We start from the raw sequence: 12,056 nt of genomic DNA on the forward strand, positions 1-12,056 counted from the left end.
CCTCGTGGGGGGTCGACCCCCCACACCCCCCGGTTCGCTTCGCTCATCTGATCTCTTCCTCTCGCGACGGCCTCAGCAACGCCGGATGCAGAAGGCGGGCGTCTCCGGCCCGGTAGAGCCGCGGTCTCGGGCCGCCGCGCCGGCCGCCCCGGTCGGACGTCTCGCCGGTGCTCTCCACGAACCCCGGCACGGACAGGACCTTCCGGTGGAAGTTGCCGGCGTGCAGCTCCTCGCCCCACACCGCCTCGTACACCGAGCGCAGTTCCGGGATCGTGAACTCGGCGCCGCAGAACGCCGCCGCGAGCGGGGTGTACTCCAGCTTCCCGCGCGCCCGCTCCAGGCCGTCCGACAGGATCCGCGCGTGGTCGAAGGCCAGCCGCCGGGTCGTCCCCGGGCGCTGCTCCGCCGACTCGGTGAGGCCGAGCGCGTCGACCGGCACCCAGGCGGCGTCGGCCGCGTCGCCGCCCGCCTCCGGGTCGGGGAGCTCCGGCGCGAACGCCAGGTAGGCGACGGAGATGACGCGCATCCGCGGGTCGCGGCCGGGGGCGCCGTAGGTGCCGAGCTGCTCCAGGTGCACCCGGCCGAGCGCGCCGCCCTTGGCGCTGAGCCCGGTCTCCTCGGCGAGCTCGCGGACGGCGGCGTCCGGCAGGTCCTCGGCCTCGGTGCCCTGGAGCGGGCCGCCCGCCTGGACGAACCCGCCCGGCAGCGCCCACATCCCGGCGTACGGGGCGTTCCCGCGCCGCACCAGCAGCACGTGCAGCGCGCCGTCGCGGATGGTGAGGGCGACCACGTCCACGGTCACCGAGACCGGGTCGTAGTCGCGCGGGTCGTAGTTCGCGAGGAACTCGCTCTCGTCGCGCCCCGGGTCCGGAGTCATCCCGCGCCCCTCCTCTGTCGATCTCGGGCTGAGTAAGTCTCATACTGAGTTCAACTCAGAATGAGTACAACGTAGCCCGGACGTGGGCGGGTGTCCAGCTCTTACCGTGCGGAGATGCGCGGCGGGCGCCGCTCCCGGGTGGGAGCGGCGCCCGCTACGTTCGGCAAAACCTTACAAAACCGACTTTTCCGGATCCTGTCCCCGGAGTCGCCCGTTCAGCGGCGGTGGCGCCCGCCGGGCGGCGGCGGCTCCTCGTGCTCGCCGTCGCGCGGCCGCCCGCCCTCGCGGCGATCCTGCTGGTAGGAGCCCGAACCGTAGGGATCAGCGTCGTACGGGTCGGAGCTGTAGGGACCTGAGCTGTACGGCCCGGACGGGTAGGGCCCGGAGTCGGACCTCCCCGTGTCGTAGGGCCCCGAGTCGTACGGACCTGACGAACTTGACGGCCCCGCCGAGTGCGAGCCCGAGTCGTAGGGCCCGGTCGGGTACTCGCCGGAGGCGAACGGGTTGGTGCCGCCGAACAGGTCCGCGGACGTGTCGCGCATGTCGCGGTCGCGCGCCTCGTAGCCGCCGGACGCGCCCGACCCCGGCGGATAGGGCGGGGGCGACTGCTGGGGATCCTCGTCGGACTCCCAGGAGAACTGGCCGGTCGCGTGCCGTTCCGTCGAGTACCGCCCGGTCGGGTAGGGGCTCTCCGGCGCGCCCGGACGCTGCTCGCCCGGCCATCCCCCGGACGAGCCGGGCGAGTACTGGCCCGGATACTCACCGGACGCGTACTGGCCCGGGAACTCGCCCGTCCCCATACCGGCCCGGCCGCCGCCGGGCGGGTACGGCTGCCCGGCGCCCGGAGGCGGCGGGGCGGGAAGGACGGGGACGCCGGGCGGCGGCGCGGTCAGCCGGGCGGCCGGACGCTCGGGCGGCGGCTCGTCCAGCAGGAGCTTCATCTGGCTCTTGCGGCGCCCGTACGCCAGGTAGAGCAGCACGCCGACGACCATCCAGATCCCGAAGTAGCCCCAGGTCTGCACTTTCAGGTTCAGCATCAGCCAGCCGACCGCGACGATCGTCACCACGGCGGTGACGGGGGCGATCGGCACGCGGAACGGGCGGTGCAGATCGGGCCGGCTGTGCCGCAGCGCCACCACCGCCGCGGGGACGAACAGGAACGCGAACAGCGTCCCGATCACGACGAGCTGCTCCAGCGTCAGCACGTCCAGCGTCTGGGAGATCACCAGCGCGATGCCGCCCGACAGCATGGTCGCCCGGGACGGCACCTTGTAGCGGCGGCTCATGTGCGCGAGCGGGCGGGGGAGGAGCCCGTCCCGCGACATCGAGAACACCACCCGGGTGAGGCTGATCAGCAGCACCAGGATGACGGTGGTCAGGGCGAGCACCACGCCGACGTCGACGAGCTTGCCCATCGCGCCCGCGCCGACCGAGTCGAACGCCGCCGCGATCAGCAGCTTGTCGGGGTTCAGCTTGGCGAAGCCGTCCATGCCGACCATGCCGACGAGCGCGACCGCCACGGCCGCGTACAGCACGACGGCGGTGACCAGGGCGGTGATGATGCCGCGCGGCACCTTGCGGGGCGCGTCGTCGGTCTCCTCGGCGGACGTCGCGATCAGGTCGAAGCCGATGTAGGCGAACGCGATGGCGGGCGCGGCGGCGAACAGGCCCCAGACGCCGAAGACCTCCGGCGTCCCGCCGCCAAGGGCGCCGAGCATGGCGTCCAGCATCGTCTGGTCGCCCTCGGGCGCGGGCCGGGACGGCGGGACGAACGGGGTGAGGTTGCCGGGGCTGAAGAACTTCAGGCCGGTGGCGATGACCAGCCCGATCACGATGACCTTGGCCATCACCATGAACCAGAGCGTCTTCAGGCTCAGCCGGCTGCCCGTGGCGAGCATCATCGCGACCAGCAGCAGGATGCCGAACGCGAACACGTCCGGGCCCTTCACCTGGCCGATCACCTCGCCGAGCCAGCCGGGGACGGGCACGCCGAAGTCGGCCAGCGCCTGCGTCGCGTACAGCGACCAGACCCGCGCGAGCACGGCGGTCGCCAGCATCAGCTCCATGATCAGCGCCCAGCCGACGATCCACGCCCAGACCTCGCCGAACGCGACGTAGCTGAACGAGTAGGCGCTGCCCGCGACGGGGATGATCGAGGACAGCTCGGCGAGGGCGAGCGCGACCAGCAGGCACACGCCACCGGCGATGAGGAACGACACGAGCACGCCGGGCCCCGCGGTCGAGGTGGCCTGCTCGCCGGCGATCTTGAAGATGCCGGAGCCGATCATCACGCCGAGGCCGAGCACGACGAGGTCGCGGGTCCGGTAGACCACGCGGAGCCGGTGCCGGCCGCCGTAGAGCCGCCCGGTCGCCTGCTCGACCGGCAGGCGCCGGAACATGTTGTTGCGCATGCGCATGTCCCAGGTCATAGGTGTCCCCCCAGGCCTGAACCCGCGCCGCTGTTCGCGAGATGACGGTCTGTCGAAGTCCCTAAGAATTCACCAGGTATGAGCATAATCGCAACGTTTTCCCCGGGATTGCCGCCATCAGGGCGTTGTCGGATCCTGCCAAACCGGCAGGCCGGCGACGTGCCGCAGCCTCCCCCTCACGCTGGGCTAACACTCGCAGGAGTTTCGGGGGATGGGGGCGGCGGAAAATCGCCGATTCGCTCTGGGGAAAGCGCTTTATGATCTTTGTCGGCGGGTATGGCGGGCCGCCGCCGAGTGCGTGCGCGCCGGGCGTCCGGGGTCGGCCGGTGCGGACGGTGGCATCGGACGAAGATCGGTGACACCGTAGGGTCGCCGCGTTCATCTGGAGGCCCGATGTTCCGCTCCCCATCGTCCTCGAAGGCACCGACGGCACCGGCCGGATCGACCGCTCCGGCCGGATCGACCGCTCCGGCCGGATCGACCGCTCCGGCCGCTCCGGCGGCCTCGCGTCGGCGGCGGCCGGGCCGCAAGGCCGTCCTCGTGGCCGCGATCGCCGTCGCCGCGTCCCTGACCGTCCCCGGCGTGCCCGCCATCGCCCGGACCCTCGCGTCCCTGCCCGCGCCCGGCCCGCCCGTGCCCCCGGTCAAGCAGCCGGTCGCCACGGGCTACGGCGGCGCGGTGTCGACGGTCGACCCGGAGGCCAGCCAGGTCGCCTTGAAGGTGCTGAAGGACGGCGGCAACGCCATGGACGCGGCCGTCGCGGCCGGGGCCGCGCTCGGCGTCACCGAGCCGTTCGTGGCCGCGCTCGGCGGCGGCGGATACCTCACCTACTACGACGCGAAGACCCGCCGCGTCCACGCGATCGACGGCCGCGAGTTCGCGCCCGCGCTGATGCGGGCGGACAGCTTCGTCGACCCCGCCACCGGCAAGGCGATCCCGTTCGACCAGGCCGTGACCAGCGGGCTCGGCGTCGGCGTGCCCGGCACCCTCGCGCAGTGGGACCTCGCGCTGCGCCGCTTCGGCTCCCGCGGCCTGGGCGACCTGCTGCGCCCCGCGATCAGGCTCGCCGACCGCGGGTTCGTCGTCGACCAGGAGTTCCGCGACCAGACCGCGGTGAACGAGGCCCGCTTCCGCGACATCGTCCCGACCCGCGAGCTGTTCCTGCCGGACGGCAGGCTCCCGGACGTCGGCTCCACCTTCCGCAACCCCGACCTCGCCGACACCTACCGCGAGCTGGCGAAACGCGGCCCCAAGTGGTTCTACGAGGGGCGGCTCGGCAAGGAGATCGTGCGGACCGTCACCAAGCCGCCGGTCGACCACGCCGCGACCCGCATCGTCCGCCCGGGCCTGATGGAGGCCCGCGACCTCGCGGCCTACCGGGCGCTCATGCGCAAGCCCACGCACGTCTCCTACCGGGGGACGGACGTGTACGGGATGCCGCCGTCGTCGTCCGGCGGGTCGACGGTCGGGGAGGCGCTCAACATCCTCGGCAACTTCCGGCTCGACCGGCGCGACCCGGTGACGGCCCTGCACTACTACCTGGAGGCGTCCAAGCTCGCCTACGCCGACCGCGGCCGCTACCTGGGCGACGCCGACAAGGTGGACGTGCCGCTGGAGGAGATCCTGTCGTCCGGGTTCGCCCGCGAGCGCGCCTGCCTGATCAAGCCGGACGAGGCCGCCGCCGCGCCCGTCGCGCCCGGCTCGCCCGACGGCTCCTACGAGCCGTGCGTCCCGCCCGGCACGCAGACCCGGGCGCTGGCGTTCGAGGGCCCGCAGACCACCCATCTCAACGTCGCCGACAGGTGGGGCAACGTCGTCGCCTACACGATCTCGATCGAGCAGTTCGGCGGCAGCGGCATCACCGTCCCCGGGCGCGGGTTCCTCCTCAACAACGAGCTGACCGACTTCTCCCTCCAGCCGCCCCCGCCCGGCGGCCCGGCGGACCCGAACGCGCCCGGCCCGAACAAGCGCCCGCGCAGCAGCATGGCGCCGACGCTCGTCCTCAAGGACGGCCAGCCGAAGCTGGCCCTCGGCACGCCCGGCGGGTCGACCATCATCACGACCGTCCTGCAGATCCTGATGAGCCGCGTCGACCTCGGCATGGACCTGCCCACCGCGCTGAGCTTCCCGCGCGCGACGCAGCGCAACACCCCGCAGGTCTTCGCCGAGCAGGCGTTCATCGACTGGTACGGGCGCGACCTGGCGGCGCGCGGGCACCGGCTGGAGGTGTTCCCCGGCCCGCCGGCCGGCGTGATCGGCGCCGCGACGGGGCTGGAGATCCTGCGGCCCGGGCTCGTCCAGGCGGTCGCGGAGCCCGGTCGGCGGGGCGGCGGCAGCGCCATGGTCGTCCAGCCGGTGCGGTAGCGGCGCGGTCAGGAGTGCCCGGCCCGGCGTGTCGTGACCGCCACGGGGAAGGAGTCGTGCCATGGCCCACGCTTACGTGCAGGTGACGACCACGACCGACTCCCGCGCCGAGGCGGCCGAGCTGGCGAAGTCCGCGGTCGCGGAGCGGCTCGCGGCGTGCGCGCAGCTCATCGGCCCGATCGCCAGCACCTACTGGTGGGAGGGCGAGATCGAGTCGGCGGAGGAGTGGATGGTGCTGTTCAAGACGTCCGCCGACCGGTTCGAGGAGCTGGCCTCGCTGATCACCGAGGTGCACTCCTACGACACCCCCGAGATCATCGCGACGCCGGTCGTCGCCGGGAGCATGGACTACCTCGCCTGGATCACCGAGCAGACCGAGCCCGGCGAGCGCGACGAGGCGGTGGCGGACGAGACCGAGGATTGATCGTGCCGGGGGCGTGGGGGTCGTCCCCCCACGATGAAGGGTTTGATCGTGTGGACCGCGCCGTGATTGGGTAAGTCATCGGTTACTCCGGTCGGCCTGGGAGCGCCGGCCGGTCGCGGCGGCGGAAGGCGGTCGACGTGCACGACGAAGACCATGGGCTGTTCGGGCCCGGCTCGGTGACCTGGCGCGTCATGGGCGAGCCCGTCCTGATGGTCGGCGGGATCAGGGCGCTGCTCCTCCAGGCCCTGCATCCGAGGACGATGTGGGGCACCGCGCAGAACTCCGAGCTCATGAACCCCTCCGCCGCCTGGGCGCGGCTCGGCCGGACGGTCGAGTTCGTCCGCGTCCGCACCTACGGGACGCAGGACGAGGTCGAGCGGGTGGGCCGCCGGGTCCGCAAGCTGCACTCCAGGCTGACCGGGCTCGACCACAGGACCGGCGAGACGTTCCGGGTGGACGACCCCGAGAACCTCCTGTGGGTCCACCTGGGCGAGGTCGACTCCTACCTGGACGTGGCGCGCCGCGCCGGGGTGCCGCTGACCGCCGCGGACGCCGACGCGTTCGTGGACGAGCAGCGCCGCGCCGCCGCCGTCGTCGGCCTCGACCCGGCGGACGTCCCCGCCTCGGTCGCGGAGATGAAGGACTACTACGCCGACATGCGCCGCCGGATCTGGGCGTGCCGCGAGGCCCGCGAGGGGCTGCGCCGGATGTTCAGCCCGGCCGTCCCGCGGCACCTGCTGCCGCTGAAGCTCGCCGCGCCCGGCATCGGCATGCTGGTCGTCGCGACGCTGCCGCGCTGGGCCCGCCGCATGTACGGGCTGCCGGGCCTGCCGACGTCCGACCTGGCCGCCACGCTGACGCTCAAGGGCCTGTACCGGACGACGCACGTCGTCCCGGAGCGGTACCGCTACACCCCGGACGCCCGGCGGGCCAGGCGCCTCACGCACGAGCACGAGGCCGACCTGGCCGCCTGGACCATCGCGTCCTGAACCGGCGCCGCCGCGCGGGTCACACGACCGGCTCGTCCAGCGCGTCCGGGTCGGGATTCTCGCGCGCCCCGTGCCGGGGGAGCAGCAGCGCGGGGATGATCAGCACGGCGGTGAGGGCGATCGCGACCCAGAACGTGTGCCCGAACGCGTCCGCCAGCTTCGGCGCGACCTGCTCGCGGACCCGCTCCGGGATCTGGCCCATGCCGCCCGCGCCGCCGTCGCCGGACGCCTGCGGGATCCGGTCGCTGATCTCCCGGGACAGGATGACCGCCAGCAGCGCCGTCCCGACCGCGCCGCCGAGCTGGAGGATGATGTTCAGCGTGCTGCTGGCCCGCGAGACCGCCGCCTTGCGCAGCGTCGTCAGCGCCGACGACATCGTCGGCATCATCGTGCAGCCGAAGCCGAGCCCCCGCACGTAGAGCGTCGCGCCGAGCAGCCAGTAGGACGTGTCCGCCTCCACGAGCGCGAACGGGATGGTCCCCGCGACCAGCAGCACGATGCCGATCGGGACGATCCGTCCCGCCCCGAACTTGTCGGTGATGATGCCGCCGATCGGCATCGCGGTCGCGGCGCCGAGGCCCTGCGGGGCCAGCAGCAGGCCCGCCGCGAGGGCGCCCTCGCCGCGCGCGGTCTGGTAGTACAGCGGGATCAGCAGCATCGAGGACATCAGCGCGACGCCGACGAAGAACACCGCGCCCGCCGCGATCGCGAACGTCCGGTCGGTGAACAGCCGCACGTCGATCAGGGCGCGGTCCCGGTACCGCAGGCTGTGCAGCGCGAACAGGCCCACCAGGACGGCGCCGCCGGCCAGCCAGGCGATCGTGGACGGATCGCCGAACCCGCCGTGGCTGCCCGCCGTCGACAGGCCGTAGATCAGCAGCACGAACCCGGGCGGCAGCAGGAGCAGCCCGCGCCAGTCGAGCGCCGAGGCCGTATGCTCCGCGTGCTCGGCCGGCACCCGCCACCACGCCAGCGCCAGCGCCGCCGCGCCGACCGGCAGGTTCACGAAGAAGATCCAGCGCCAGTCGACGTCCTCGACGAGCCAGCCGCCGAGCACCGGGCCGAGGACGGGCCCGAGCAGCATCGGGACGCCGATGATGCTCATGATCCGGCCCATCCGGTGCGCCCCGGCCGCCATCGTCAGGATCGCCATGCCGGTCGGCATGAGCATGCCGCCGCCGAGCCCCTGCAGCACCCGGAAGAAGATCAGCGACTCGATGTTCCAGGCCGCGCCGGACAGCCCGGACCCGAGGACGAACAGCACGATCGAGGTCATCCACACCCGGCGCCCGCCGAACCGGTCGACGGCCCAGCCGGTGAGCGGGATGACGGTGCCCATGGCCAGCAGGTAGCCGGTGACCACCCACTGGATGGTCGACAGGCCGGTGTCGAAGTCGCGGCCGAGCGTGTCCAGCGCGACGTTGACGATCGTGGTGTCCAGGATCGCCATCACGGTCCCGCACACGATCACCAGCCCGAGCAGGATCGTCTGCCGGTCGAGTCCCTCATCGCGGGCGCCGCCGCCGGGTGGCGCCGTCTTCGTGAACGGGCGCTCGGCCATGATCGGCCCCCTTGCCTGAATCTTCCGGGCCGTCCCCGGGTCCCCGCCGGTCGTCCGGTGAAACGTCTTGAAGTTCAATATGTTGGTGGAAGTGGACCACGAAATATGTTGAACTTCAAGGTATCTCGGGAGGATTCAGTGGCCGCGGGCAGGTCGATCGACGCCGACATGGAGGTCATGATCCAGCTCATGGGACGGGTCGTCCGCGGCATGAAGGAGCCGGGCGGGCACGGCGACTCGCACGAGCTCATCGCGCACGTGCAGGACGCCGGGCTCGGGCCGCGGCACGTACCCGTGCTGATGTCGCTCGTCCTGCACGGCCCGTCCCCGGTGGGCGTCCTCGCCCGGCACATGGCGCTCAGCCCCGCCACGGTGAGCCAGCTCGTCGGGGAGCTTCAGCGCGGCGGGTTCGTCGAGCGGCGCCCGGACGAGCACGACCGGCGGCGCGTGATCGTCAGCGTCGGGGAGGCGCACCGCGAGATGATCGAGCGGTTCGCCTGGCGGCGGCTCCGCCCGCTGCGGATGACCCTGGAGGCGCTCACCGACGAGGAGCGGGAGCACTTCCTGCACGGCTGGCGGGTCCTCGTCGAGAGCATGGAGAGTACAGGGCTGCACGAACCCGGACCGGGCCGGGGACACGGCCCCGGCCCGCGCTTACCCGGCTCTCAGGAGGGACCTCGCGAAGAGGGCGGCTGACGGTCAGCCGCGGCGCATGAGGCGGCCCACGGCCGCCATCAGCTCGGTCGACATCGCCTCGCTCTTGCCTTCCTCGGCGCCCTCCGCCACGCAGTGCCGCACGTGCCCGTCCAGCAGGCCGAGCGCCACCTTGTCCAGCGCGGCCTGGACGGCGCTGATCTGCGTGAGGATGTCGATGCAGTAGCGGTCCTCCTCGACCATCCGGTCGATGCCGCGCACCTGGCCCTCGATCCTGGCCAGCCGGGTCTGCAGCTGGTCCTTCGTCGCCGTGTACCCGCGGGTTGGGGTCTCGCTGGTCGCCATCTCCGTCCTCGCAATCCGTCGGGGGCGCACGCCCGGATACCCCTCGGGGGGACGTCCCCCTATGGGTACTTTATGCGCTGCCACGGGCTATGGAGGCGGACCGTCCTTCGCTGGTGGTACGTTCCACGCAGTGATCACCGGACGGCCGTGCTCGGTGCCCAGCGTCGACACCGTCCCGGTCTCCAGGGCGAACGATCGTCCACGCGCCGGTTCCAGGTCGAGCCACCGCGCCGTCAGCACCCGCAGGACGTGCCCGTGCGCGACGAGCGCGACGTCCCCGCCGCCGTTCCCGTCACCGGCCAGAAGCGGACGGACCCGCGCGAGGACGGCGTCGGCCCGCGTCCCGACCTGCTCGACGGTCTCGCCCGGATGCCCGGCGTCGCCGGGGATCACGCCGTCGTCCCACAGGAACCAGCCGGGCCGGTCCTCCCGGATCGCCGCCGAGGTGATGCCCTCGTAGCCGCCGTAGTCCCATTCCCACAGGTCGGGGTCCACGTCGTCCACCGGCAGGCCGGCCAGCTCCGCGGTCCGCCGCGCCCGCTCCGCCGGGCTGGCGACCGTCCACCCGACGCGCCGCCCGCCGAGCGCCCGGCGCAGCGCCCGCGCCTGCTCCTCGCCCCGCGCGGTCAGCGGCACGTCCGTCCGCCCGGTGTGGCGGCGCGTGCGGCTCCACTCGGTCTCCCCGTGCCGCAGCAGGATCAGCTCACCCATGGGGGAGGGTCTACCCGGCCTGGGCCGGTGTCCACGGCTCAGTCGAGGATGGAGGCGAGCGGGGTGTGCGGGAGGTTGTGCGCCTCGGCCACGTGGTCGTAGACGAGGGCGCCGGCGTGGGTGTTCAGGCCGCGGGCGAGGGCGGCGTTGGACTGCAGGGCGCGCCGCCAGCCCTTCTCGGCGATCTGGAGCGCGTAGGGGAGCGTGACGCCGGTCAGCGCGTACGTGGACGTGTTCGGCACGGCCCCGGGCATGTTGGCGACGCAGTAGAACGTCGACTCGTGCACCCGGTAGGTCGGGTCGGCGTGGGTGGTCGGGCGGGAGTCCTCGAAGCAGCCGCCCTGGTCGATGGCGATGTCGACGAGGACCGAGCCGGGCTTCATGCTCGCGACCAGGTCGTTGGAGATGAGCTTGGGCGCCTTGGCGCCGGGGATCAGCACGGCGCCGACGACGAGGTCGGCGGCACGGGCCTCCTGCTCGACGGTGTACACGCTGGACACCAGGGTGCGCAGGCGGCCCTGGTAGATGGCGTCGATGTGGCGGAGCCGGTCGACGTTGACGTCCAGGACGGTCACGTCCGCCCCCATGCCGACCGCGATCTGCGCGGCGTTGAGCCCGGACACGCCGCCGCCGATGACCACGACCCTGGCCGCCGCCACGCCGGGCACGCCGCCGGGCAGCACGCCGCGCCCCCCGTTGGAGGCCATCAGGTGGTAGGCGCCGACCTGCGGGGCGAGGCGCCCGGCGACCTCCGACATGGGCGCCAGCAGCGGCAGGGAGCGGTCGGGCAGCTGGACGGTCTCGTACGCGATCGCGGTGACGCCCGCCGACAGCAGCGCGTCCGTGCACGCGCGGGACGCGGCCAGGTGCAGGTAGGTGAACAGGACCTGGCCCTCGCGCATCCGGTGGTACTCGGGCTCGATCGGCTCCTTGACCTTGAGGATCAGGTCGCCCTCGGCCCACACCTCGTCCGGGCCGTCCAGGACCTTGGCGCCCGCGCCGACGTAGTCGTCGTCGGGGATCGCGGAGCCGAGCCCGGCGCCGCGCTCGACGAACACCTCATGGCCGTGGCGGGTCAGCTCGTGAACCCCGGCCGGGGTGATGGCCACCCGGTACTCATGGTTCTTGACCTCGCGCGGGACGCCGATCTTCACGGGAGCTCCTCCGTCAACGCCGACCAGGCTGTACGTCTCCAGCCTGCTGTCCGGAGCCGCCCTCCGGCTATGCGCAGTATGGAAAGGCATCGGCCTTTTCCGTGACAGGGTGTAAATCATGCCTGGTGGCGGGTGTGACAGGTGAGGGCCCTTCCATGCGGTGCGGGCCGTCCGGTGTAAGAGGCCCCCACCCGGAAGGTGAGGGCCCCTTGGCCGTCCACCGGCGGCCACTGGGGAGTGAGTGCCGGTGAAAGCGCCCGGCCCGGCTGCGGGATATCAGCGTGGCCATCTGCGACCTCTGGCCGGGCCGGACAACGAACAAGTTACAAGGGCTAAGACATTTGTGCAAGTCATTCGGGTGAGGGGTGGGGAAAGTTGCCGCTAACCTCCGACTTTGTCCTTGTCCAGAGGGTGGGCGCGGATTTCGCGCGACGCGTCGAGCGGATTGAGTGGACAGCGCGAGCGGCAATGATGTTTCATGGGCTAAGCACCACCCGGGGGAAAGGTGCTACCTGTCCCCGCTCGCGTAACTGGGGGGTTGTGGGCGG

10 protein-coding genes are annotated in these 12,056 nt (G+C 72.5%); 4 read left to right on the top strand and 6 right to left on the bottom strand.

Translation table 11 applies throughout. The features are described from left to right. Positions 1-43 precede the first annotated feature (43 nt). Entirely contained in the window at positions 44-877 is an 834-nt protein-coding gene (locus tag E1264_RS31845) for an NUDIX domain-containing protein (protein ID WP_132179362.1), read from the bottom strand. 215 nt (positions 878-1,092) lie between these two features. Continuing rightward, a complete protein-coding gene (locus E1264_RS46060) occupies positions 1,093-3,294 on the bottom strand; it encodes an amino acid permease (RefSeq protein WP_279491686.1) in 2,202 nt (733 codons plus the stop codon). A 552-nt stretch (positions 3,295-3,846) separates the two neighbouring features. Between E1264_RS46060 and ggt the strand changes: the two genes are divergently transcribed. The 3 genes from ggt to E1264_RS31865 all read left to right on the top strand — a co-directional run bounded on the left by ggt (position 3,847) and on the right by E1264_RS31865 (position 7,083). Further along, positions 3,847-5,670, top strand: a complete 1,824-nt coding sequence (gene ggt / locus E1264_RS31855; RefSeq protein WP_347813436.1) for a gamma-glutamyltransferase — start codon at positions 3,847-3,849, stop codon at positions 5,668-5,670. 61 nt (positions 5,671-5,731) lie between these two features. Beyond that, positions 5,732-6,094 carry a divalent-cation tolerance protein CutA gene (cutA, locus tag E1264_RS31860; RefSeq protein ID WP_132179366.1) on the top strand — a complete coding sequence of 121 codons (363 nt, stop codon included), beginning with the start codon at positions 5,732-5,734 and terminating at the stop codon, positions 6,092-6,094. A 137-nt stretch (positions 6,095-6,231) separates the two neighbouring features. Beyond that, on the top strand, positions 6,232-7,083 hold the full coding sequence (locus E1264_RS31865) for an oxygenase MpaB family protein (RefSeq protein WP_243711285.1): 852 nt from the start codon (positions 6,232-6,234) through the stop codon (positions 7,081-7,083). Positions 7,084-7,102: 19 nt separating this feature from the next. Here E1264_RS31865 and E1264_RS31870 read toward each other — a convergent pair whose 3' ends face one another. Continuing rightward, positions 7,103-8,644 (bottom strand): DHA2 family efflux MFS transporter permease subunit, encoded by a 1,542-nt coding sequence (locus E1264_RS31870; protein ID WP_132179368.1) that lies wholly within the window; start codon positions 8,642-8,644, stop codon positions 7,103-7,105. A 138-nt stretch (positions 8,645-8,782) separates the two neighbouring features. On the opposite strand from E1264_RS31870, the gene E1264_RS31875 reads away from it, so the two are divergent. After that, entirely contained in the window at positions 8,783-9,340 is a 558-nt protein-coding gene (locus E1264_RS31875; protein ID WP_243711286.1) for a MarR family winged helix-turn-helix transcriptional regulator, read from the top strand. 3 nt (positions 9,341-9,343) lie between these two features. Here E1264_RS31875 and E1264_RS31880 read toward each other — a convergent pair whose 3' ends face one another. From E1264_RS31880 to ald, 3 genes are all read right to left on the bottom strand, one after another. Next, positions 9,344-9,643 (bottom strand): metal-sensitive transcriptional regulator, encoded by a 300-nt coding sequence (locus E1264_RS31880; protein WP_132179370.1) that lies wholly within the window; start codon positions 9,641-9,643, stop codon positions 9,344-9,346. Positions 9,644-9,730: 87 nt separating this feature from the next. After that, on the bottom strand, positions 9,731-10,354 hold the full coding sequence (locus E1264_RS31885) for a histidine phosphatase family protein (protein WP_132179372.1): 624 nt from the start codon (positions 10,352-10,354) through the stop codon (positions 9,731-9,733). 38 nt (positions 10,355-10,392) lie between these two features. Then, positions 10,393-11,508, bottom strand: a complete 1,116-nt coding sequence (gene ald / locus E1264_RS31890; RefSeq protein ID WP_132179374.1) for an alanine dehydrogenase — start codon at positions 11,506-11,508, stop codon at positions 10,393-10,395. Positions 11,509-12,056 lie beyond the last annotated feature (548 nt).

Origin of the sequence: Actinomadura sp. KC216 (genome assembly GCF_004348535.1) — a bacterium.
In the GTDB taxonomy this organism is placed as follows: Bacteria; Actinomycetota; Actinomycetes; order Streptosporangiales; family Streptosporangiaceae; genus Spirillospora.

What these genes read in the sequence shown, in the direction of transcription:
- E1264_RS31845 (WP_132179362.1), bottom strand. Translation starts at nt 877, where the DNA reads ATGACTCCGGACCCGGGGCGCGACGAGAGCGAGTTCCTCGCGAACTAC.
- E1264_RS46060 (WP_279491686.1), bottom strand. Translation starts at nt 3,294, where the DNA reads ATGCGCATGCGCAACAACATGTTCCGGCGCCTGCCGGTCGAGCAGGCG.
- cutA (WP_132179366.1), top strand. Translation starts at nt 5,732, where the DNA reads ATGGCCCACGCTTACGTGCAGGTGACGACCACGACCGACTCCCGCGCC.
- E1264_RS31870 (WP_132179368.1), bottom strand. Translation starts at nt 8,644, where the DNA reads ATGGCCGAGCGCCCGTTCACGAAGACGGCGCCACCCGGCGGCGGCGCC.
- E1264_RS31880 (WP_132179370.1), bottom strand. Translation starts at nt 9,643, where the DNA reads ATGGCGACCAGCGAGACCCCAACCCGCGGGTACACGGCGACGAAGGAC.
- E1264_RS31885 (WP_132179372.1), bottom strand. Translation starts at nt 10,354, where the DNA reads ATGGGTGAGCTGATCCTGCTGCGGCACGGGGAGACCGAGTGGAGCCGC.